The sequence below is a fragment of the Pantoea sp. X85 genome (genome assembly GCF_029623675.1).
Taxonomy (GTDB): domain Bacteria; phylum Pseudomonadota; class Gammaproteobacteria; order Enterobacterales; family Enterobacteriaceae; genus Pantoea; species Pantoea leporis.
The window spans coordinates 427684-451218 of the sequence record NZ_CP121108.1 but is presented as its reverse complement, the minus strand read 5'-3'; the positions used below and the strand labels follow the sequence as shown (position 1 = coordinate 451218).

The 23535-nt window shown below is 57.4% G+C and carries 18 protein-coding genes and 1 pseudogene; 7 read left to right on the top strand and 12 right to left on the bottom strand.

The window, feature by feature from the left end; genetic code table 11:
- The first annotated feature begins 2 nt into the window (after positions 1 to 2).
- Positions 3 to 1958 carry a sigma 54-interacting transcriptional regulator gene (locus P6287_RS01985; RefSeq protein ID WP_277974419.1) on the top strand — a complete coding sequence of 652 codons (1956 nt, stop codon included), beginning with the start codon at positions 3 to 5 and terminating at the stop codon, positions 1956 to 1958.
- A gap of 199 nt (positions 1959 to 2157) precedes the next feature.
- On the opposite strand, the gene P6287_RS01980 is transcribed toward P6287_RS01985, so the two are convergent.
- The 3 genes from P6287_RS01980 to P6287_RS01970 are packed head-to-tail and all read right to left on the bottom strand — an operon-like array spanning position 2158 to position 5448.
- A complete protein-coding gene (locus P6287_RS01980; RefSeq protein ID WP_192412616.1) occupies positions 2158 to 2841 on the bottom strand; it encodes an SDR family oxidoreductase in 684 nt (227 codons plus the stop codon).
- Entirely contained in the window at positions 2838 to 4025 is a 1188-nt protein-coding gene (locus P6287_RS01975) for an exo-alpha-sialidase (protein WP_192412618.1), read from the bottom strand. The genes P6287_RS01980 and P6287_RS01975 overlap by 4 nt, the downstream gene beginning before the upstream one ends.
- A gap of 1 nt (position 4026) precedes the next feature.
- The gene (locus P6287_RS01970) at positions 4027 to 5448 is read right to left on the bottom strand and encodes a sodium:solute symporter family protein (protein ID WP_101762339.1); all 1422 of its coding nucleotides are present in this window, start codon (positions 5446 to 5448) and stop codon (positions 4027 to 4029) included.
- A 269-nt stretch (positions 5449 to 5717) separates the two neighbouring features.
- Here P6287_RS01970 and P6287_RS01965 point away from each other — a divergent pair.
- A pseudogene (locus P6287_RS01965) lies at positions 5718 to 5933 on the top strand (isocitrate/isopropylmalate family dehydrogenase); the annotation flags it as partial.
- A 14-nt stretch (positions 5934 to 5947) separates the two neighbouring features.
- Here P6287_RS01965 and P6287_RS01960 read toward each other — a convergent pair.
- From P6287_RS01960 to P6287_RS01945, 4 genes are all read right to left on the bottom strand, one after another.
- Positions 5948 to 7276 (bottom strand): glycoside hydrolase family 28 protein, encoded by a 1329-nt coding sequence (locus P6287_RS01960; RefSeq protein ID WP_277974418.1) that lies wholly within the window; start codon positions 7274 to 7276, stop codon positions 5948 to 5950.
- 79 nt (positions 7277 to 7355) lie between these two features.
- Entirely contained in the window at positions 7356 to 8171 is an 816-nt protein-coding gene (locus P6287_RS01955) for a carbohydrate ABC transporter permease (RefSeq protein WP_101762341.1), read from the bottom strand.
- A complete protein-coding gene (locus P6287_RS01950) occupies positions 8171 to 9043 on the bottom strand; it encodes a sugar ABC transporter permease (protein ID WP_101762375.1) in 873 nt (290 codons plus the stop codon). The genes P6287_RS01955 and P6287_RS01950 overlap by 1 nt, the downstream gene beginning before the upstream one ends.
- 59 nt (positions 9044 to 9102) lie before the next feature.
- Positions 9103 to 10446: an extracellular solute-binding protein gene (locus P6287_RS01945; protein WP_008105576.1), complete on the bottom strand. Its 1344-nt coding sequence runs from the start codon at positions 10444 to 10446 to the stop codon at positions 9103 to 9105.
- A 528-nt stretch (positions 10447 to 10974) separates the two neighbouring features.
- On the opposite strand from P6287_RS01945, the gene P6287_RS01940 reads away from it, so the two are divergent.
- Both P6287_RS01940 and ugpC read left to right on the top strand, forming a co-directional pair.
- Positions 10975 to 11574, top strand: a complete 600-nt coding sequence (locus P6287_RS01940) for a GNAT family N-acetyltransferase (RefSeq protein WP_277974417.1) — start codon at positions 10975 to 10977, stop codon at positions 11572 to 11574.
- A gap of 13 nt (positions 11575 to 11587) precedes the next feature.
- Positions 11588 to 12679 carry a sn-glycerol-3-phosphate ABC transporter ATP-binding protein UgpC gene (gene ugpC / locus P6287_RS01935; RefSeq protein WP_192412626.1) on the top strand — a complete coding sequence of 364 codons (1092 nt, stop codon included), beginning with the start codon at positions 11588 to 11590 and terminating at the stop codon, positions 12677 to 12679.
- 78 nt (positions 12680 to 12757) lie between these two features.
- Here the strand turns inward: ugpC and P6287_RS01930 are convergent, their stop codons facing one another.
- Both P6287_RS01930 and P6287_RS01925 read right to left on the bottom strand, forming a co-directional pair.
- On the bottom strand, positions 12758 to 13882 hold the full coding sequence (locus P6287_RS01930; RefSeq protein WP_101762345.1) for an ROK family transcriptional regulator: 1125 nt from the start codon (positions 13880 to 13882) through the stop codon (positions 12758 to 12760).
- Positions 13883 to 13900: 18 nt separating this feature from the next.
- Complete coding sequence (locus P6287_RS01925; protein WP_192412628.1) at positions 13901 to 14779, bottom strand: BadF/BadG/BcrA/BcrD ATPase family protein; 879 nt, start codon at positions 14777 to 14779, stop codon at positions 13901 to 13903.
- 267 nt (positions 14780 to 15046) lie between these two features.
- On the opposite strand from P6287_RS01925, the gene P6287_RS01920 reads away from it, so the two are divergent.
- Positions 15047 to 16207: a Gfo/Idh/MocA family oxidoreductase gene (locus P6287_RS01920; protein WP_192412630.1), complete on the top strand. Its 1161-nt coding sequence runs from the start codon at positions 15047 to 15049 to the stop codon at positions 16205 to 16207.
- A 64-nt stretch (positions 16208 to 16271) separates the two neighbouring features.
- On the opposite strand, the gene P6287_RS01915 is transcribed toward P6287_RS01920, so the two are convergent.
- On the bottom strand, positions 16272 to 17510 hold the full coding sequence (locus P6287_RS01915) for an MFS transporter (protein WP_101762348.1): 1239 nt from the start codon (positions 17508 to 17510) through the stop codon (positions 16272 to 16274).
- A gap of 419 nt (positions 17511 to 17929) precedes the next feature.
- Here P6287_RS01915 and P6287_RS01910 point away from each other — a divergent pair, with 419 nt between their 5' ends.
- Both P6287_RS01910 and P6287_RS01905 read left to right on the top strand, forming a co-directional pair.
- On the top strand, positions 17930 to 18529 hold the full coding sequence (locus P6287_RS01910; RefSeq protein WP_192235952.1) for a hypothetical protein: 600 nt from the start codon (positions 17930 to 17932) through the stop codon (positions 18527 to 18529).
- A gap of 284 nt (positions 18530 to 18813) precedes the next feature.
- Entirely contained in the window at positions 18814 to 21204 is a 2391-nt protein-coding gene (locus P6287_RS01905) for a glucose/quinate/shikimate family membrane-bound PQQ-dependent dehydrogenase (RefSeq protein WP_217550018.1), read from the top strand.
- Between the two features lie 80 nt (positions 21205 to 21284).
- Here P6287_RS01905 and P6287_RS01900 read toward each other — a convergent pair whose 3' ends face one another.
- Complete coding sequence (locus tag P6287_RS01900; protein ID WP_277974416.1) at positions 21285 to 22496, bottom strand: MFS transporter; 1212 nt, start codon at positions 22494 to 22496, stop codon at positions 21285 to 21287.
- Positions 22497 to 22608: 112 nt separating this feature from the next.
- Positions 22609 to 23499 carry a LysR family transcriptional regulator gene (locus P6287_RS01895; RefSeq protein WP_192235958.1) on the bottom strand — a complete coding sequence of 297 codons (891 nt, stop codon included), beginning with the start codon at positions 23497 to 23499 and terminating at the stop codon, positions 22609 to 22611.
- Between the last annotated feature and the right edge of the window lie 36 nt (positions 23500 to 23535).

The following is a 23535-nucleotide window of genomic DNA, read 5'->3' as shown; positions in this document are numbered from 1 at the left end:
AAATGCGTGCCAGTGAGCGTTTGCCGTTTAAAGATGAAAGCGATCCGATCTTCAGCTTGCCGGACAGCGCGGAGGTGGGCGAATGGGATACGTTGTTGTGGCAGGGCTGGCACAGCTTCGAACGCGGTGAACAGCCCGGCTGGATGCGGCACAGCATTTTGCAGTCGTGGCGGCGATCGCAGCAGCGCGCGATCGATCCCGCCACCTTTGCCTATGTCTCGCCACCCGCTGCGGAACTGGCGGCGATCCTTGAGCACAATGCCGAGTTGATCCTCGCGGCGCGCAGCATCATGGAAAACCTGCTGGCGTATAACCCGGATGGCCACATCAATCTGACCGATGCGCAAGGCGTGACGCTGCACTTCTGCGGCGCGGATCTGACGCCGGTCGGCAGCATCCTGCGCGAAGAGGTGCTCGGCACCAACTGCACCGCGCGCTGCCTGATTGAGCAGCGGCTGGTGTACGTGTTGAGTGGCGAAAACTGGAAGCTGGATCTGCGCAAACGCCATCGCCAATGTGCTGCCGCACCGGTGCGCGATGCCAGCGGCCAGCTGCTTGGCGTGCTCACGCTGACCGCCACGCCTGACAACTTTAATGCGCATACGCTCGGCACGGTGCAGGCGGCAGCGGAAGCGGTTGGCCAGCAGTTGATGCTGCGCCGTTTGCTGGCCGAGCAGCAGTCGATCCTCGAAACCCTGAACGAAGGCGTGATCGTCTGCGATCGTCACGGTCGCATCAAAACGCTGAACCGCTATGCGCGCCAGATCTTTAGCAGCCTCGATCCCAGCGCCGGACCGATCGACGTGCTGCTGCAACCGCAAGGCGGATCGCTGCTCACCATGCCGTTCTGCAATGACCGCGAGCTGCAATTTATGCCGGATGGCGTGCATCCCCTTTCCTGCCTGATTTCGCTGATGCCCGCGCCAGACGGTGGCCGTGTGCTGTCGCTGCGCGAGAATCAACGTATCCGCGCCATTACGCGCCGCGTGATGGGCGTCGGCGCCAGCTACACCTTTGAGATGATTCGCGGGCACGCGCCGCGCGTGCTGCAAGCGATTCAGAAAGCGCGCGCCAGCAGCCGCAGCGACAGCACGGTGTTATTAACCGGCGAAAGCGGCACCGGTAAAGAGCTGTTCGCGCAGGCGATTCACAACGCCAGCCCGCGCCAGCAGGAAGCCTTTATCGCGCTGAACTGCGGCGCATTGCCACGTGATCTGGTGCAGAGCGAACTGTTTGGCTATGTCGACGGCGCTTTTACCGGATCGCGACGCGGCGGCTCGGCGGGCAAATTTGAGCTGGCCGATGGCGGCACCTTGTTCCTTGATGAGATTGGCGAGATGCCGCTCGAAGCGCAAACCAGCCTGCTGCGCGTGCTGCAGGAGGGCGAAGTGGTGCGAATCGGCGCGGCCCATCCTATCAAGGTCAACGTGCGCATCATCGCCGCTACCCACTGCAATCTGCTGGATGCGGTGGAAAAAGGCGCGTTCCGCCGCGATCTCTACTATCGTCTGAATGTGATTTCGCTGGAGATCCCGCCGCTGCGCGAGCGTCAGGAGGATATTCCCGGCCTGGTGAATACCTTTATTCAGGCGCTCTGCACCCGGCTGAAGCGCATCGCGCCGCAGCTCTCCGCTGAGGCGATGCGCTGTTTACAGGCGTGGCACTGGCCCGGCAACGTGCGTGAGCTGGAGAATCTGGTCGAGCGTATGGTGAATTTGTGTGAAGGGTTGGAGATTGAGCGCCACGATCTGCCTGAAGAGATGGTGCAGCGTAACACGCCTGTCGCCAGCGAATTGAGCTCGCTGCAGGAGAATGAACGCCAGCATGTGATGCAGGTGGTGCGCGAGCATAAAGGCAACCTGCGCCAGTCTGCCCAGCGACTGGGGATTTCACGCACCGCGCTGTATAATAAGCTGCATCAGTGGCAGGTGGATGTGGCGGAATTGCGGCGCGGTTAGGTGCAACTTGTTGCCCTCACCCCAACCCTCTCCCACTGGGAGAGGGAGCTAGTCGGTGCACTATTCCATTCCTTCTCCCACTGGGAGAGGGAGTTAGTCGTTGCACTATTCCATTCCTTCTCCCTATGGGAGAGGGAATTAGTCGGTGCACTATTCAATTCCCTCTCCCATAGGGAGAGGGTTAGGGTGAGGGAAAAAACTACAACGACGCCCCACCACAGATCACCAACTCCTGCCCGGTAATCGCATCGGCGGCAGGCGACAGCACAAACCCTGCCAGCGCCGCCACTTCCTGTGGCTTGATATAGCGCCCCATCGGCGGCAGCTTTGGGGGTGAACTGGCGCGGCCGGGCTGCAGCAGCATGGGCGTCTCCGTCGCCCCCGGCGCAATCACATTCACCGTGATGCCTTTGGGTGCCAGTTCCGCCGCCCAGCTGCGTGCCATGCCCACCATTGCCGCCTTGGTGCTCACGTACTGGCTGCGATTCGCCGCGCCGCGTGACGTGCGGCTGCCAACCAGCAAGATACGATCGCCCTGCGCCATCTGCGGCTGCAAGACATTTGCCATTATCTCCGCCACCTGCACGTGCAGGTACCACAAACGCGCGCTCTGCTCCTCATCCAGCTCACCGAGCGGCGCAGCCGCCATCATGCCTGCGGCATGCACCAGCGCATCCACCTTCGGCAGCGCCAGTAGCGCCTGCTTCAGCAGATTGGCATCCAACAGATCCACGCTGACCGAGGTGAACGCTGGATGATCGTTCTGCACCGACGTGCGGCTAAAACCGGTCACCTGCCAACCTTGTTGCAACAGATGATCGGCAATGGCGGCGCCTATGCCAGAGCTGACGCCAGTTACCAGCGCGTGTCGCTGCCTGCTCATCCTTTCACCCAGCTTTCATCGACGCGCACATATTTAATCGCCTGACGAAAATAGGTGTAAGCCACATGCAGCGCGCCATCGTCACTTTGTTTGATGCTCGGATAGGAGAACTCGCGGTTAAGCTTTTGCTGCGAATTATTGGTCATGCAGTAGCCGTCGCCCTCGTCGAGATTACGCTGCCATGGCCAGCTTTTGCCGCCATCGGCGGAAATCGCCAGCGTCATTGGCGCGCGGGGTGCGCCCCAAAACGCGCTGCGTCCGCTGTGCACCAACGGTTCGGCCGCCACCGCCACATCGCCGTCATCCTCTTCATCTTCGATTTCGTCATACAGCGATAAGCGGCGCTCGCTGGCATCTCTGGCGCTCATGGCATTAAACACCAGCGCCAGATGGCCGTTGTGCAATGTCGTGACCTGAATCGACGAGTTGTTGTTTGGCAAGTCAGTCGCCAGCGGCGCACTCCAGCTTTCGCCGCCGTCGATCGAACGACTTTGATAGATGAAATCGGCCCAGCGGCTGCGATACAGCGCCAGTAAGCTGCCATCCTGCAGCAACGTGATGTTCATATGCACGCAGCCCAGGCTGTCTGGCACCGCCACATCGCGCCAGCTTTGGCCTTTATCACTGGAGATTTTCACCGCGCTGATATCATCGTTACCCACCCATTTCACGCCGGGCTGCGTTCGGCAATAAAACACCGGCAGCAGCCAGTTACCGTTTGGCAGCACCACAATCGGCTGGCGAATAAAGGTGCCGGGCTGATCGAGCAAGGTGTCGATTGCCCCCCAGCTGCGGCCAAAATCGCGTGACTGACGATAGCGCACAATCGCGGTGTCCTGATTGCCGGATTTCTGCGCCGTCCACAGCAGCCAAAGCACCTGTTCGGGATCGAGGAACAGCAGCGGATTTTGCTCCGATCGCGTGGGATCGTCAGAGAGTTTTTCCGCCTCGCTCCACTGTGTGCTGCCGCTTTTCAGCCGCGAGCACCACACAGAAATATCGGCGATCCCTTCCTGCGTGCCGCCAAACCACACACACAGCAAGTCGCCATTGGGTAGCGGCAGCAGATTCGCCGCATGGTTCTGCGGGCAGACCGAAGGCAGCATCGCCGTGAGCTGTTGCGCATCCTGCGCGTGCGGATGGAGGTTACCGCTGCGTTCAACGGTAAGGGTTAAATCACTCATTTCAGGCTCCACTGTTTTGCATTGAAGATTTCGGGGCTTTTTTCACATGGGTTTGGCTTGAAGGGATCAGGCGGTCAATCACCATGATGACCGCCGGCGTGATCAACGCCACGTACATGTTGTTGATACCTAATGGATCGCCGAGCAGATACCACACTGACGTCATGACGCACGCACCAATCAGGCCTGCATTGGCGCCGCGCGTGCTTTTAAAGAACGGCAGATAAAAGGCAATGATTGCCACCACTGAAATCGACAGCCGAATAGCGCGGGTGAAGAAGGAGAGCTTCAACACTTCCGGCACGAACAGCACGAAAATCAGCGGCAGGAAACCGATCAGCAGCGACAGCCAGCGCGTCATGCGGAACTCGCGCTCCGGTGTCGGATTGCGATAGGGCACGTAGAAATCTTTTACCACCAGCGAGGCAATCGCCAGCGCTACGGTGCTGACGCTGACAAAGATCGACGCCACGAGTGAGGTGGTGACAATCCCCGCCAGCCAGGGACTCATGTCCTGCAGGAACACCGGCAGCGCATAGAGACTTTTAATATCGGGATGCAGGTATTTCGCCGCCACGCCAATCAGCGCGATAGCAATGGCAATCGGCATGCAGAAGAAGAACGCCACCCAGGTTGCACGTTTGGCGGACTCGGCACTTTTGGTCGAGGCAATCGCCTGAATCACAAACTGAGTACAGAAGATCGAGCCGATAGTACCAATCATCCAGGCGAAAATAGTGCTGCCGCCAACGTTGCCGTCCCACGTCCAGTAGAAATGCGGCATCTCTTTGATCATTGGGCTGACGCCGCCGGTCATGTGCAGGGCCACGCCGAGAATGATCAGAATACCGATATATTTCAGTCCGCTGTGCAGCAGCGTGACCCAGGCGATGCCTTTCATGCCACCGAACATAAAATAGAACGTACTGACGATCGCGGTGATCACCGCAGCGGTAGTGAGATCGAGGTTGAGCACCGTTGAGATCGCCGCCGCACCGCTAACGTAGTTACCGACGTTAACCAGCAATAGCGCATAGATCATGATTAGCGAGATGATGTTTTTGGTGGAGTTGCCATAACGTTCAGCGATCGCCGCAGAGATGGTGATTTTGCCGGTATTGTAGATGCGCTTTACCAGCAAAAAACCAAACAGCGGGAAACCGATAGCGGCACCAATCACCGACCATGAAGCGGCAAAGCCATCTTCGAAAGCTGCCTGAGCCGTACCGATGGTGGATTTGGCGCCGATGTATTCCGACATCAGCATCACGCCCACCACAAATGCCGGCATCACATTGGAGCCAGCCATAAAGTCGCCGCTGTTTTTACTGCGCAGACGCCAGGTGAGCCAGGTGGTGAACAGGATGTACGCAATGACAATCCCGACAATAATCACCATCCCTTCTGTAGAGAATTGTTTCATTTCAGCCTCATCGATAACGTAGGGTCGTGGAACGCGCTGGGCTTCACGCGTCCCGTTGATGAGGTGGCCGATGTTGTTATTCACCGTGTCTACGCACTTCGCCACCCCACTTATGCTTATGATTCATTTCGCTCAAATAAGAATGAATTTACGCATATTAGAGGCGTTTTATAGGCTAAACAGGGCTTAATTTGTTTGAGGTTGCTCACAAAGCATCAAATATGATTACAAATAATCAAAATCAACGCATTAATTACAGCACCTTTGAATCGGCACCTGACATCGCCGGTAAAGGCGTGAACAACCTGATTGGTCAGATTTGGAGTGGCGCGATGATGCTGGAGCACCTCGATTACGCCGAAGCGGGCGCAGCGGTGTTGGATGCCATCGAGCTTACGCTGGCGGCGGGCAACAGCCTGACGCGCGAGCTCGACGGCCGCGCGTCAACCGAGGAACTGGGCGCGGCTATCGCTGCTGCGTTGTAACCTCCAGGCGTGCCCTAAAGAATCTGCACTGTTTCCGCATGCCAGCCGTGGGGCAACGGCTGCGGGCGCGTAATCACCACGTTATGCAACTGTAGATTCTCCACGCCGCGCGCAAACACGCCCGGCAAGCCATCCGGATAAGCAGCGACGCCGTATGCTAAGCCCGATGTGCTATCCAGTTTGTACGCATTGTCGAGGCCCATGCCGGTCGGCGATTCGGGATTACACGGCGGGCGCACATCGTAATGTCCCTGATCCGCACCTGCTGCTACCACTTGCCGCAGCTGCACATTCGCCAGCATCACATCACGAATCTGTCCCGGTTGTTCCGCATGCAGGTTAATTGCTCCTTCCATCACACCGCTGACGTTGCTGAATTGCAGTTGCTCAATGCTGCCCGGCGCTATCGCCGGATCGCGCGCGCGCACTGAAACAAACAGCGCATCGGCTTTACCCCAATGGCACGGCGGCGCGTGGCGGCAGGCCAGCGTGATATTGCTGAACAGCAAACGGCGGAACTGGCCGCCATCACGCGACAGCAAGCCAATCGCGCGGTTGGAATCAAAGAGGGTGCAGCCGGAGACGGTGACATCTTCCACGTCATCGAAGGTTTCGGTGCCAATTTTGAACGCGCAGCTGTAGGAGCGCAGCAGGCAGTTGCTGATCATGATTTGTCGCGCGGCACGTCGCAAATGCGCGGGTTTTTGGCTGGTTTTGATGCAGATGGCATCATCGGCCGCGCTCAGGTAGCTGTTGCTGACAAACACCGCTTCACAGCTGTCGATATCCAGCGCATCGGTGTTCGGCATGCTCATGCTGTTATTGATGGTGAGATGGTCGACATGTACATGGCGGCAACTCACCAGATGTACCGTCCACATCGGCGCCTGGATGATGGTGAAATCTTGCAGCGTCACCTGCTCGCAATCCTCAAACACCACGATGCGCGGGCGCTGCGCACGCGGCAGGCGATAACCCTGCTCGTCCTTTTCCGCAGCAAACCACGCATCGCCGTTACCGTCGATCACCCCTTTGCCACTGATGCTGATATTGCGCTGCCCGACGGCGTACAGCAGCACATGCTGCGACAGTTCAGCCTGGCTCTGTGCCAGCTGCTGCTGATAATCCTCAACGCGTGAGCTGGCGAGCAACGTGGCGCCCGCTTCGAGATGCAGATTAATGTTGGAACCCAGCGTTAGCGTGCCGAGATGATAGCGGCCAGGCGGCACTGATAAGGTGCCGCCGCCGCGCGTTGCCAGATGATTGAGTGCGCGCTGGAAGCAGTGTGTATCCAGCGTTTCGCCATCGGCGATGGGGTAGAAATCAGCCAATGAAACGTGCATGCGGTTCTCCTGAATAGCGGCGATGCGCTATTGCAGCACGCGCCGCATGACCAAAACCTTTTGCTGGTGGACAAGATGGTTATTTCACCGCGCCTTCGGTGACGCCGCTGATAAATTTGCGCTGGAACACCAGGAACACCGCCACCAGCGGCAGGATGACAATCATCGCGCCCGCCATCAGCACCGGAATATCGATGGTGTTTTTGTTCTGGAAAAACATCATGCCGATCGGCAAGGTGCGCAGCTCATCTTTATTCACCAGAATTAGCGGGATAAGGAACTCGTTCCACGTCCAGATAAACAGCAGCAGCGCCAGCGTGGACAGCGTCGGCCAAATCGCCGGCACCAGCAGGCCCCAGAGAATTTTGCGGCGTGAGGCACCATCCATCACTGCCGCTTCCACCAGCTCGCGCGGCACCTGCTGCAACGCGGTGGCAATCATCAGCGTGGTAAACGGCAGCGACAAGGCAATTTGCGGCAGAATCAGCGCCAGATAGGTATTGGTAAGGCCCATCCAGCGTAGCTCGTGATAGAGCGGAATAATAAAGGCTTCACTCGGTAGCACCATGCCAAGGCCCAGCAGCGCGGCAACCACCGTTTTGCCGGGGATCTTCAGCCAGGCAAAACCGAATCCCGCCAGAATGCCGAGCAGGATGCTGCAGATCACCACCGGAATCACCACCAGCACCGAGTTCATGAAGTAGACGTTGAAATGTCCCTGCTGCCACGCGGTGATGTAGTTTTTGAAATTGAGCGACGAGGGCAAGGTAAACACGCCCTGAAATAGCTCCATCTGGGTTTTGAACGAGGTCATCAGCGCCATTAAAAACGGCAGGATGGTCATCAACGCGACAATCCAGATCAGCGCGCGTGAGACAGTTGGCGTGCCGCGCATCAGTGACGCTCCCGTAGACATAGATGAATTAAGCCGTTGATCATTAACACAATCAGCATACTGAACACCGCCACGGCGGAGGCATAGCCGAAGTAGTGCAGGTCAAAGCCCTGCTTATACATAAAGATGTTGGTCACCATAGTGGACGTGCCCGGCCCGCCTTGCGTCATCACGTAAACCAGATCGAAGGCTTTCAAGCTGGCGATCACCGTCAGCAGCAGCGCGATACGCAGTTCCGGACGCAGCGACGGCAGCGTAATGCGCATAAATTTCTGCCGGCGTGATGAACCATCGAGATCGGCCGCTTCCAGCAGCGACGGATCCATGCGTTGCAAGCCCGCCATAAACAGCACCAGGCAGAAACCGAAGAAGTACCAGGTGGCGACAAAGCCGACCGCGGGTAGCGCCCAGGTAAAATCACCCAGCCACGACTTCGCCAGCTGCGGCAAACCCACGGCGCGCAGGAACTGATCGATAGGGCCAAACGCCGGGTTATACAGCCAGCGCCACACCACGCCGAGCACCGCCATCGGCATGATGTACGGCAGGAAGAAGAGGATACGCAGCACGCTGCGCTCTTTGTTATTGCGCGTCTCATACAGGAAGCTGCACAGCAGCAGTCCAACGCCAATCGGAAACAGCGTGTAGAACAGCATCAGCAAGGCATTATTGCCGAGCGCCACCCAGAACACCGGATCCTGGAACATGCGCAGATAGTTACCCATGCCGATGAAAATCGGCCACGAGGTGCCGTCCCATTCGGTGAAGCTGATCCCTAATGAGGCCAACAGCGGCATCAGCAGAAACACCGCATACACCAGCACCGCGGGCAGAAGATAGAGCGCATTGCGCCAGGCAGATTTATTCAGCATAACCGTACTCGCTTGCGGGCCTGTTCGCGGCCCGGCCACTTACGCCGGGCCGTACGTCATCAGTGCTTGAGGGTTTTCAGGTAACGTTGATAGTTGTTATCGAAGTTGATCACCATCTGGTCGGCGGTTTGACGTCCCGCCAGCAGCAGCTGCACATTCTGATTCAGCTCAGCGTTCATGGTTGGCGTGGCCCAGTCGAGATAATGGCCGAGACCATCGTTGTCATTTAGCGTCACCCACACCTGATACGCTTCCGCCAGCAGCGGGTTATCCGCCGGAATCTGCGCATTTTTGCTGGTGCCGGCCGGCAGGAAGCCCACTTTCAGCCAGCGGTTCGCCATCTCATCTGAGACGATGTAATCGATGAACTTCGCTGCGGCATCCTGCTGCGCTTTGTCTTTGGCGGTGCTGGTGATGGAGAACGCCAGATCGGTGCCGCCCACCATCAGTGGATGCTGCACGCCCTCGCCCGCTGGCATCGCGGCGAAGTGCAGATCTTTGTTGTCTTTAAACTGGCCGAGATACCAGGTTCCGCTCACCAGGAACGCTGCCTGACCATTCTGGAACAGGGTCGCGGCATCGTCGTGCCCAATGCCCTGGAAGCCGGGGAACAGATAGCCTTTGTCGTTCCAGCCCTTCATCAGGTTGGCGGCTTTCACCAGCTTGTCGTCTTTGAACGTGCCGCCCACGTCGTAAATCAGATCGTCGAGTTTTTTCCGGTCGCTGCTCTCAATCTGCGCTTCCCACAAGGTGCTGAGCAGCTGCTGGCCCATGTTGCCGTCGAGCAGGCCGAGCATCATCGGCGGTGTACCGGCGGCTTTAAGTTTCTCCATCGCCTGTTCGAGTTCCGGCAGGGTTTTAGGTACCGCGACACCGGCTTTATCCAGCAGCGCTTTGTTGTAGTACAAACCCACCATCTCGCCGAGGCTCGCTACGCCGTAGAGTTTGCCGCTGCCGAAATCTTGTTTATCTGACCAGCGGTTACGCTTCAGGATGGAATCCGGGAAGCGCGTGGTCCAGCCGTAAGTTTTGGCGTAATCATCCAACGGCCACAGCAGCTTGTCTTTCACCAGCGAGCCCATATCGCCGCCGCCCTGATTCACCTGGGCGATTTGCGGGCCGTCACCGGCGGTCAGCGCCAGCTTAAGCGGAATGCGCGTGTCTTCGAAGGAGTGCACCGAACGCTGAATCACAATGCCCGGATTCTTTTGCTGGAACGCTTTAACCGCTTCATCCACTGCTTCGGTCTGCTGCGGATAGTTGTAAATGTCCCACTCATTCAGGGTAACGGCCTGCGCGGCTGCCATGGTCGCACCGAGCAGAATCCCGGCGGAGACCAGACGCGACACCGTGCGCAGTGAGCTTTGCAAACGGGAAGGACGATTGGTTGAATCACACATCATGCTCGGTTTCTCCAACAGATGACTGGCATCCCTTCATCTCGACACCTGCGATTCCCGGCAGGTTGATTCAGCAGCGACAACGCACATAATTCATACTTACTTTATGCACAAAAGAAAGTCAAACATCACTACTGCGGAATTTTTGCTCTGTGATACAGTGCAAAGAGTAAGAAGAAAAGCCGCCAGAACAGCAGAGGATGCTGCGATTCAGCGCGCAAACCGGACAGCGCCGCACAGTAAAGCCTGAGCATCAGTATAAATCACTCAGCCCGGCGAGCTGCTTTAACCTACTGATAGAGCATATGAAAATCCTATAGTTATCATCACAGCAATAGGTGAGCGAAAGGCAATGTGCTTTCAACCAGCGCTCATAGCGGCGTTGCGCGTGAGTTTGTCAGCCGCCCAGTCATGCTTTGTGGTTATAGTTCGCATCAGCTTTGTGCGCCAGCGCAATTATTACACCTTGAAAACTAAGTCGGCTTTCTTTACCGTAAAATCTGTTCATCTCCTGACCACAGAGGCTCCACCATGACGGCTGAAGGTGTTATTCGTCGCGCCAGCGAGGCAGATTTTCCCGCCTTGTCGCGCATCTGCTTAGAGACCGCCAATGCCGGCACCGATGCCAGCGCGCTCTACTCCGATCCCGCGCTGCCCGGCCTGCGCTTTGTCATTCCCTACGCGCGCTTTGCGCCCGAATTTGCTTATGTGCTGGAACAGCACGGCGAGGTAGTCGGCTACGCGGTCGCCGCGCCCGATACGCGCGCCTTCGAAGCAAAGTTGAATACTGATTGGTGGCCACAGCTGCAACAGCTATATCGCGATTACGCGCCGCAGGCGGCGCTCGACAGCAAAGTGCTGGAAGCGATTCATCAGCCCGATGCGGCAGCGGATCATCTGGTGACGCAGTGGCCTGCGCATCTGCACATCAATCTGTTACCCGCCGCGCAGCAAGGTGGCTGGGGGCGCAAGCTGATTGAACAGCTGCTACACGATCTGCGTGCTGCGGGCGTGCCGGGCGTTTATCTCGGCGTCAGCCTGCAGAACGAGCAGGTGTGCGGCTTTTATCAGCGCCTTGGCTTCACGCCGATTATGCGCAGCAACGCCATTTATATGGGCCAACTTCTCTGATTCGAGGCATCGCATGACCAGCCTGCATCTGCAAAACGTTAAAAAGTCCTACGAAAATGTAAACGTGATTCATGGCATCGATCTCACCATTAACAGCGGCGAATTCGTGGTGTTTGTCGGCCCTTCCGGCTGCGGGAAATCTACGCTGCTGCGCATGATTGCCGGGCTGGAGGAGATCACCGACGGTAAGTTGCTGATTGAAGGCGCCGATATGACCGATCAGCACGCCACCGAGCGCGGCATCGCCATGGTGTTTCAGTCCTATGCGCTCTACCCGAACATGACGGTGCGCGGCAATCTGGCCTATCCGCTGGAAGTGATGAAGCGCCCGAAAGCGGAAATTGAGCAGGCGATCAAACAGACTGCGGCGCGCCTGCATCTGACAGAATTTCTTGACCGCTTACCGCGCGCGCTGTCCGGCGGACAGCGGCAACGTGTGGCGATTGGCCGCGCGATAATCCGCCATCCGCGCATTTTTCTGTTTGATGAGCCGCTGTCGAACCTCGATGCCGAGCTGCGTTTGCAGATGCGCATTGAGATTGCTCGCCTGCACGCTTCGCTGGGCAACACCATGATCTACGTGACGCACGATCAGCTGGAGGCGATGACGCTGGCGGATCGCATCGTGGTGCTGCGTCAGGGCCGCATTGAGCAGGTCGGCGCGCCGATGGCGCTGTATCGCGATCCCGACAACCTGTTTGTCGCCGGGTTTATTGGCTCGCCGAAGATGAATTTCCTCACTGCCGAAGTGTCCGCGATCGCGCCGGGCGCGGTGCAACTGCGGGTGCCGGCGCTGGGCATTAATCAGCTTACGCTGCCGATCGCCGCGTCGTGCCGCGAAGGGCAGAAAATCACGCTGGGCGTACGTCCAGAGCATTTCCAGCCAGTGAGCAGCAACGATGATGTCCTGAGTTTTAGCGGCGAATTGTCGTTTAGCGAGATGCTGGGACACACCAATTATCTCTATCTCGATATCGGCGAAGAGAAGCTGCTGGTGATTGAGGAGCGTAACGTGGCGGAACACGCGATTGGCGAGCGGCTGAGTTATCAGCTGCGTGCCGAGCACTGTTTATTGTTTGATGAGCAGGGTTTGCGACTCAGATAAGGTAAAAGCCGCATCTTTTCGTCGCGGCGCGATAAATCGCGCCGCGACAGAATGGGCGGGGATTTATCGCGTGATTCATTATTGCGGTGCGATCTCTTCATCGGCCTGTGCGGCCAACAAATCCAGCAGCTTATTCACCGCAAACCCGGCCGCGCCCTGCGCCCACATGCGGTTGGATTCCGTAAGGAACTGCAGCGGCGTCATGTGCGGCGTCAGCTTCAAACGGTAGGTCTGAAAACTCTGCGTAACGTGGTCGAGCAGAATGCGCGAAGCCATTTGCGGCTCCATCGCCAGATATACTACGTCCGGATCGTAGGCCACCGACAGATTCGCCAGCGACATCCCCAGATGCTGCCCGGCCTCGGCCAGCGCGCTCAGCACCTCCGGCGTTGGACGCACATCGAGATCGCGCAGCGTATGCGGCACCTCTTCTTTGGTGGTGGCCACCACGCGCTGCAGAATCGCCTGCGACGACGCCACATCCTCCAGCAGACGCTCAGAACCATCGCCCAGCAGCGACACGCCAATCTCCCCAGCTTTGCCGTGACGACCACGATAAAGCTGGCGATCGAGCAGAATCCCCGCGCCGATGCCTTTGCCGAACGTAGCTATCACCGCCGACTGCGCATGGCCGAGCTGACCAAACACCAGCGCCGCCATCGCCAGCGCGTTGGCATCATTTTCAATAAATACCGGCAGCGAGAAGCGCTCTTCCAGCAGACGGGCAATCGGCACGTTATCCCAGCCCAGCGCGCGTGACAGCACGCAAACGCCATTGCTGGCATCGACCAAACCCGACAGCGCCAGACCAATCGCCCCAACCTTTTTGCCCTCAACGCCACGCAAAAACTTCGCCAGCGCATCGCCGAGCTGTTTGGGCGTCATCGCGCCGGAAGGAATTTGCTGCTCGCCGATGATGTTGCCGCTGAGATCGGTCAGCACCATCAGGTTGCGTTCGGCATTAAGCTGAATCCCCACCACGCTGGCGTGATCCGGATTGAGGCCGAGCAGCGTTTTGGGCCGTCCCATCGAGACGCGACGTAGCCCCAGCTCCTGCACGATGCCGCCGGTCAGCAGACGATTGGTGGCTTGCGACACCGTCGACATGCTCAGGCCGCTGCGCACTTTGAGATCGGATTGACTAATAGGCGCATTTTCGACAATCAGCCGCAGAATGCGCGCGGTTACGTTGGGAGCGCTCATGAGCCTCTTTATCTGAAGTTAAGCGGGAAGTGTCAGGCTGAACTGCATGGCCAGGCGAAGCGCACCGCTTAGGGCATCGCCCTGCGGCGGCACCAGCAGCGCGGCGATATCCGCCGGTAGCCACGCCTGAATGGGCGCGGCTAATCCGCCCATCAAAGCCAGCTTGCCGTGGCTGCGCGCCAGCAGCGGCTGCACCATCTGCACGATATCCGCGGCGGATTGCTGCACCAGTGCTGTGCCGTGCACATCGCCCTGCTGCGCGGCAGCGAAAACCTCAGGCACCACGCGGCCCCAATCAGCGGGTGTCGCCTGTTTCGACCACATCAGCAGCTGTTCCGGGCTATTTTGATAGCTTGCCATGATGCGCTGCGTTAACGCCGAGGCGGGCACAATCTCTTCGTGCGCCAGCAGCGCCAGCCGTAGCGCGCGTTGGCCGAGAATCGCACCCGAACCGGCATCTGACAGGGCAAAACCCCAGCCGCCGAGCAGCGTGAAGTGCGTGCCATCCCAGGCCGCGCCCTGGCTGCCGGTGCCAATAATAAACACTGCGCCTGGCGCACCGGCGTGCGCACCGGCACAGGCGATTTCGACATCGGTAAACAGATAGCGCGCCTGACAGCGTGGCTGCCAGCTGGCGAGACGGCTTTGCACCGAGGCGACGTTCGCGCCCGCCAAACCGGCGACGATCACCGTGCGGTCGCGCGCTTCAACGGGTAAATTCGCCTGCGTAAATAGATCGTCAATGACCTGATCAATGGCCACGATGGCGGCATCAAACTGCGACCAGACGTTAGCGGGACCGCCTTTAGCTTCCGCCAGCAGGCGTCCGGCGCTGTCGGTCAGGCGTCCACGACAGTGCGTACCACCGCCATCAATACCCAGCATTAGTGATTGCACGCGCTTCCTCCTGCCAGCCCGAAACGGTATGACGCTTATAGATGTGCGAAAGATAGGGGAAAAAAACTTAAATCGCAATAATAAATAAATAGGCAATCCGTATAGTTAATTAAAATAGATATAAATCATATAAATAACAATTTTACACCAATTGAGATCCGCCACACGGATTGACATTAGTTTTTCTGTCGTAATAAGTTAACGGTCAGATTATCAGCAGCCTGACAGGTCGGGCGGCTCAAAGGCAACGGGCTTCAGGGGTACAACATGAAAGTGGGCATTATTGGTCTGGGCTTTCGGCTTTCCCATGTGGTGAAAGAGTTCAACAAAGCCGACACAGCGTTTTCCGTGGTGGGTTATGTCGATCCCGCTCCGGCGGGATTACCGAATCTGCACAGCTTTGGCATCGACGCGGGCACCGCGTTTGCTAGCGTGGATGCGCTGCTGCAACACGGCGGCTTTGATCTGCTGCTGGTGGGTTCGCCGAACTTTATGCACCTTGAACACATTCGTCAGGGCTTAGCGGCGGGCTACACGGTGTTCACCGAGAAGCCGGTGGTGATCAACGAAGAGCAGACCATGGCGATGGCGCAGCTGGTGCAGCAATATGGTCACGAGCGCATTCTGGTCGGTTTGGTGTTGCGCTACTCGCCGCTCTATCGCGACCTGCTCACCGCGCGTGATGAAAATCGCCTCGGCGAAATCACCTCAATTGAAGCCACCGAACACATCAAGCCGTATCACGGTGCGTTCTTCCAGCGCGACTGGCGTCGTCTGGAGAAGTACGCCGGCCCGTATATTCTGGAAAAATGCTGCCACGATATCGATCTTTATCAGGGTTTGGTCGGCGAGCGTCCGGTACGTGTTGCCAGCTTTGGCGGACGCAAAAACTTCACCCCGCAGCACGCGCCTAAAGGTGCGGTAACAGCGCAGTCAGAGGTGTATCACGTTAAACCGAGCGGCTGGTCGAGTACCGATGCGGTGTTTGACGGCGATGCCGACATCGTCGATTACCAAACCGCGCTGATTGAGTATGCCGGTGGCGCGACCCTCGCCTTCCACGCCAACCTTAATGTACCGGATGAGTTCCGCCGCTTCTGCGTGATGGGCACCGATGGCATGGCCGAAGGTGACTTCGTGCGTAACTACTTCCGCGTGCACAACGCGCGCACCGGTGCGCGCGAAGTGGATACCGAGTATGACGGCAATGCCTATGACGGCCATTACGGCGCAGATGCGCTGATGGCCGAAGAGATTGTGAAACACATTACACAGGGAACGCCGCTGAAAGTTTCAGTGGTGGACGCACTGGAAGCGGGCCTCACTGCGATCAAAATCGATGAAGCGCGAAAATCGAAAACCGTGGTGGATATGACGGAGAGTTGGAAAAAATTTGACGCCAACCTGGGGAAAGCAGCAACCGCGTAAGACACGCGCAATAAATTGCGCCGCTACAAACCGTAGCGGCGCGATTCATCGCGCGATGTTGAAGTTAGGTAACGGTTTCGTTTTCCAGTTTCTGCCGCTTACGCAGATGCGGGAAAATCGTCATCCACACGCCCACCACGATCAGCGTGCCGATGCCGCCAATCGCCGCCGCGGGCACCGCGCCCATCCATGCCGCCAGTAAACCTGACTCAAACTCGCCGAGCTGATTCGAGGTATTAATGAAGATGGCGTTGACCGCATTCACGCGGCCACGCATGTCATCCGGCGTATCGAGTTGCACCAGCGCGCCGCGAATCACCATGCTGACCATATCGAAGCCGCCCAATGCCGCCAGCGCGATCACCGACAGCCACAGCTGCGTGGAGAGCGCGAACACCAGCGTCGCCACGCCAAAACCGGCCACCGAGCCGAACATGATCATGCCGACGTTCTTTTCCAGCTTGTGACGACTCAGCCACACGCCAACCAGCAGCGCACCGACCGACGGCGCGCCGCGCAGGATGCCCAAGCCCCACGGCCCGGTATGCAGGATATCTTGCGCGAAGATCGGCAGCAGCGCGGTGGCGCCGCCCAGCAGCACGGCAAACAGATCGAGTGAAATCACGCCGAGCACATCTTTGCGATCGCGGATAAAGCGCACGCCAGCAAACAGGTTCGGCAGATTCATCGGCAAGCGCGCCTGCGGCGGCCGCTCATAGCGCAGTCGGCTCACCAGCACGATGGAGAACAGATAGAACAGCGCCGAGACGCCATACACCACTTCCGGACCGGCGACATAAAGGAAGCCACCGAGCGTTGGGCCGATAATCACCGCCGCCTGTCCGCCCACCGAACTGGCGGCCATGGCGCGCGCCAGAATCGGTGGCGGCACCAGCGCCGGCAGCATCGAGGTAATCGCTGGCCACTCAAGCGCCTTGGCGACGGAGATCAGAAACACCAATCCCCAAATCTCGATCTTGCCCGCCCAGTTCATCAGCGTGAGCGCAACCAGCCCCAGCAGCGCCAGCCACTCAATAAATTGTCCGAGCAATACGATACGACGACGGTCAAGCTGATCGGCCAGATGCCCGGCGGGCAGCGCCAGCAGTACAGAAGGCAGAAACTGCATCAGACCGATCATGCCGAGCGCCATCGCGCTGTGGGTCAGCGCGTAGATTTGCCAGCTGACCGCGACCGAAAACATTTGAAAACCAAACGATGAACAGGTGCGCGCCAGCCAAAAGGCGACAAACGACCTGTGCCGCAGCAATGAATCCTCTGCTGCGGAGACTGGAGAGCCCATAGTTTTATCCCATCCTAAACAATTACATCGGTTAGCGTCGTTGCACTAACCTGGTGAAAAGCCACGTTGCGGCTTCCGCTTTATTTTTTCAGGCCACAGAGTGCGGCATCTTACTGAGCCAGGCAATGGCTAGCCGTGCTGTTTAAAAACAGAAGCTTATCCAAAAATTAGCTAAGCATGGAGCTCTTAATATTAGCAGGCTGATGGTTATGAGATGAAAATATCCAAAAGTTTCCCAATATGGCAATAGCCGATTAATTCATCCTGCTCAGCGCCTAATATCTCTCTATCAGTGACAGTTAAAAAAAGGTGATCTTGATAAACAAAACGATCTATATTGACTGTGTTTAGATTTCATTATCCCGCCGTCCTTATAATAATTAAGACGCTCCAGTTAATTAATTTATTCACAGAGATAAATGGAAAACAGTTCTTATAATCCTTATGTTACTGAGCGCATCCATCGCTTCGACGGGGCGCTAGCTGGCGTGTGTTATTCAGCCCCCTTTATGCATTGCGAACAGGAAAACACAGCAATACTTAATGGACGCAACATAATTTCGCTGCATAATCAGTTGCCGGATACACCCGAATTAATAATCATCCCGTTAACGGGAAATAACCTTGTGCGTTTTTTACAGGATCCGGAAATTTATTCCAGCCTGCAGGATGAGAATGTACAGCTGGCAATCAATTATGCCGATTTAGTTCAGCAAGATAGTGCTTTACGTAGGGCCGCAGAGCGTTTCTCATTTTGGCTCTATGATTTGGCACCGCCCGGCACCTGCTGGAAGAATATCGCTGCGTTTCCATTTTGCGGTATTGCGCTGACCGACGAGTTTTTTCACGATAATTATCTCAAGTTCAGCTTTCCTTTTCTGCTGGAATCCTGTCGTGAAAGAGAAGTGGAAGTAATATTACGCACGCCACAGTTAACGTTGCCCGCTGAGCACTATGCGCAACTTAATTTGAGCGGCTGGCAGGAACAACGCACCAGCAGCACGCTGTTTGAAGGGTAAACGTTTACACAATGTGTTGCTCTTAGGTGTTGTGGCCCGATCTAACCGGACATAACACCTTTATTCCCTCATAAAATGTCGCAGTACTTCCCTTCAACGAGTGCAAAGCACTAAAAATATCAAACCCTTTAACGTTTTTAAGATAAAATTTAACGCAAAGGGAACATCTCGCCGCACGGAAAGCGTCGCTCGAACCGTTTCGTTATTTCGTACTCTATGTCGGGAAGCAACCCAACGCGTTGTTTCCTTTTTAGTTTTTAATGGCAAAGAAAGAGGTCAATATTATGGGGAAAGCTTCCTCATCTTTTGGCGTAATCCGTTTTCTCACAGTGCTGTTTGCACTGCTGACGGGCGCGTTTATGCTGGTTGGTGGCGTTTGGTTAGCCGCCATTGGTGGTTCCTGGTACTACGTTATTGGCGGTGTGGTCATGTTGATCACCGCTATTCTGCTGTGGCGCCGTAGCGGCTCAGCATTACTGCTGTACGCATTGCTGCTGTTGGCAACGCTGGTGTGGGGCGTGTGGGAAGTCGGTTTCGACTTCTGGGCGCTGGCACCGCGTACCGATGTGCTGGTGATCTTCGGCATCTGGCTGATTCTGCCGTTTGTGTATCGCGGTCTGAATAATGCCGGCAAAGGCGCTCTGGCGCTGCTGTCAGTGGCGCTGCTTGCCAGCGTACTGGTGCTGGCGTGGGCGGTATTCCACGATCCGCAAGAGCTGAACGGTGAAATTCCAGCGACAGCAGCCAATGCTCCGCAGGCACAGCCGCTGAGCAACATCGCTGATGCTGACTGGCCGGCGTATGCGCGTGACCAGCAAGGCACCCGCTTCTCCCCGCTGAAGCAGATCAACACCGGTAACGTTAAAGAGCTGCAGGTTGCCTGGCAGTTCCAGACCGGCGATTTGAAGACGCCAAACGATCCGGGCGAAATCACCGATGAAGTCACGCCAATCAAAATCCGTGACACCCTGTATCTCTGCTCACCGCACCAGATTCTGTTTGCGCTGGATGCCAAAACCGGTAAGCAGAAGTGGAAATTTGATCCGGGCCTGAAGCCGAATCCAACCTTCCAGCACGTGACCTGCCGTGGCGTTTCTTACCACGAAGTGCCTGCTGCGGCCGATGCGGCCAATACCCAACCTGCGCTGTGCTCACGCCGCATTTACCTGCCGGTGAATGATGGCCGCATGTTCGCGCTGGATGCGGAAACCGGTGAACGTTGTGCTGCCTTTGGCAACAACGGTGAACTGGATCTGCAGCACAAGCAGCCGGTATTGACGCCAGGCCAGTATGAGCCGACGTCGCCGCCGGTCATCACCGACACCACCATCGTGGTAGCGGGTGCGGTCACCGATAACTACTCTACCCGTGAGCCGTCAGGCGCCATCCGTGGCTTCGACGTTAACACCGGTAAACTGCTGTGGGTGTTCGATCCGGGTGCCAAAGATCCAAACGCGATTCCAGCGGATGAACACAGCTTCACCATGAATTCACCGAACTCATGGGCACCGGCGGTGTACGATCCGAAACTGGATATCGTTTACCTGCCGATGGGTGTGTCAACGCCAGATATCTGGGGCGGCAACCGCACACCAGAGCAGGAACGTTATGCAAGCAGCGTACTGGCGCTGAACGCCACCACCGGTAAACTGGTGTGGTCGTATCAGACCGTGCATCACGATCTGTGGGATATGGACCTGCCGTCGCAGCCGACGCTGGCCGATATCACGACTAAAGATGGCAAAACCGTACCGGTGATTTATGCACCGGCGAAAACCGGTAACATCTTTGTCCTGGATCGTCGTACCGGTGAGCCGGTTGTCCCTGCGCCGGAAACTCCGGTTCCACAGGGTGCCGCTAAAGGTGACCACGTTGCGCCTACTCAGCCGTACTCCGAACTGACCTTCCGTCCGAAACAGAATCTGACGGACAAGGACATGTGGGGCGCGACGATGTACGACCAGCTGGTATGCCGCGTGATCTTCAAGCGTCTGCGCTATGAAGGTCCGTTCACCCCGCCGTCTGAGCAAGGTACGCTGGTGTTCCCAGGCAACCTTGGCATGTTCGAATGGGGCGGTATCGCAGTTGACCCACATCGTCAGATTGCGATTGCTAACCCAATGGCGCTGCCGTTTGTGTCGAAGCTGGTTCCGCGCGGTCCGGGCAACCCGATCGAGCCACCGGCTGACGACAAAGGCGGTTCAGGCACCGAAACCGGTATCCAGCCACAGTACGGCGTACCGTACGGCGTGGAGCTGAATCCGTTCCTGTCACCGTTTGGTCTGCCATGTAAACAACCGGCGTGGGGCTATGTCTCCGCAGTTGATCTGAAGACCAACGAAACCGTGTGGAAAAAACGCATTGGTACGGTTCGCGATAGCGCGCCAGTGCCACTGCCGTTCAAAATGGGTATGCCAATGCTGGGCGGCCCAATCACCACCGCCGGTAACGTGTTCTTCATTGGTGCCACCGCAGATAACTACCTGCGTGCGTTCGACACCAATACCGGTGAAATGCTGTGGCAGGCACGTCTGCCAGCAGGCGGCCAGGCAACGCCGATGACCTATGAAGTGGATGGCAAGCAGTACGTTGTTATCGCTGCCGGTGGTCACGGTTCGTTTGGCACCAAGCTGGGCGATTATGTGATTGCTTATGCACTGCCTGATGCGAAGTAAGTTTTCGCGTTGAGATAACAAAGCGGGCTTAGGCCCGCTTTTTTTATATGTAACGGTTGCCATGAATGGCGCCCTACATGTTAGGTTTTACGCAGCACTCGCGCGTTCAGCAATGCGCACAGCGCCATGATCACGCAGGTCGCCAGAAACACCGGACGCATACCAAACGCGCCGCCAATAAAGCCGCCGAACAGCGGACCTGAAACCTGGCCGACATACTGCGCCGAGGTTGAATAACCCAGCATCTTGCCCACCTGCGACTGCGGCACGCTGTGACGAATCAGCGCGGTGACGCACGGCATCAATCCACCCAGCGCCATGCCCATCAGAAAACGCAGCACCACCAATTGCCACGCTTCGCGGATAAACGCCTGCGGGATCAGCAGCAGCGCGCAGGCTATCAGCCCATACACCAGCACGCGACCATGCCCGACGCGATCGGCCAGCCGTCCCAGACGCGGCGCGGAAATAATGCTGCCGAGCGCGGCGGCGGCCATCACCAATCCGGCGGTGACGGTGATGGCGTGATCGCCGTTAACAAACTGGCCGATATACAGCGTGATGATCGGCTCAATCGACATATTGGCGAAAATCAGCAGCATGCCCGACAGCAACATTAGCCGCACCACGGGCAAATTGAGTGACTTCGCATCGTCAGCAATCTTCTGTGGGGTTTTCTTGCCAGAGGAGCGCGGCACCTCTTTCAGCAAAAAGGTGGTTGCGAGGAAGGCGAGGAAAATCACCGCGCCGGTCAGCCAGAAGGTGTGACGAATGCCAATCAGCGGCGGCAATACGCCGCCCAGCAGCGGCCCCACCACGTTGCCGGCCATAATGCCGGATGACAACACGCCGAGCGCCCAGCCGGTTTGTTCTTTCGGCGTTTGCGCCGCCACCAGAATGGTCGATCCCGAGGCGTAGCCGCCGAGCAAACCCGCCAGCAAACGCAGCGCCACCAGCTGCCACGGCGCGGTGGCCATACCAATCAGCGACATGGCAATCGCCATGCCGAGGCTGGCGCGGATCAGCATCAGTTTGCGGCCATAGCGATCGGCCAGTTTGCCCCATAACGGCGCGGTCAGGGCGGCGCTGAGGAAGGTGGCGCCGTAGGCCGCACCCGACCAGCGCGCAATCGCCGCCGGTTCCTGCACGCCAAGTTGCTGCACATAGAGCGGCAGAAACGGCAACAGCAGCGTCATCGCCACAATGGTGCTGAACGAACCCAGCACGCAGACACATAAATTTCGCTTCCAGTGTTGCTGTTCGGGCGCTAACGCGAGTGGAGGTTGCTGCATGGTGATATCCCTGTTTTTTGCTTTTTTAGCAGGCTAACAGTGACGCTGCGCAGAAAACAGAGTAGCGCGGATAATTGCCAGGCGGCGCAGCATTGTTGCCAGATAACAACAATTACGCTGTACCAAGGGTGTTGATTAACGCATCGCACAGCATGGTGACCGGCGAAGAGGGTTGCGGCTGCTCTTTCAGCAACAGATAGCTGTGCAGGCGATCCATTTGCCAATCTGATAGCACCTGCTGGATTTCGCCGCGCGCTAAGGCATCTTGCGTCATATAAGCGGGCAGATAAGCGATGCCGGTGCCCGCCAGTGCGGCATTAAGCAGCGCCATGCTGTTGTTGGCGCGGAAACGGCTGTGCACATCCAGCGCCAGACGCTGTTTATCACGGCGAAACGGCAGCGCGGCGGTGTGCGCCGGGCCGTGAAACAGCAGCAAGTCGTGACGCATCAGGCGGTCGGGATGATCGATGGGCGCATGCGCCGCCAGATAATCTGGCGTGGCGTACAAGCCCCAATCAATGCTAGCGAGTTCACGATAATTGGCCGCGTCGGGCGCACGCGCGCGGATCACAATCGCCACGTCGGCGCTGGGTTGCGGGTCATCGCTGGTGGTGAGGTCGAGATCGACGTTGATGTGAATATGGCGGCGAATAAAGTCATTCAGCGTCGGCACCACGCACTGACAGCCGTAGGTGATCGGCGCCTGCAAGCGCACGTTGCCTGCGGGAAGTTGATGTACCTGCTGCACAAAGGCGTCGGCGCGATGCATCTCTTCCAGCATGCGCACGCAGAACGGATAGTAGGCCTGGCCGAGCTCCGTCAGCACCACTTTGCGCGTAGTGCGCTGCAACAGCTTGATGCCGAGGCGCACTTCCAGCCGCGCCACTTCACGGCTGACGTGCGATTTGGAGACGCCTAAGGTGCGTGCGGCTTCGCTAAAGCTTTGCCGTTCCACGACGCGTGCAAACAGCATCATGGCGGAGAGATTGTCGCTGTTATCCATGTTCTCTGGCAGTTAAGAGAGTGAGAACAGCAGCTT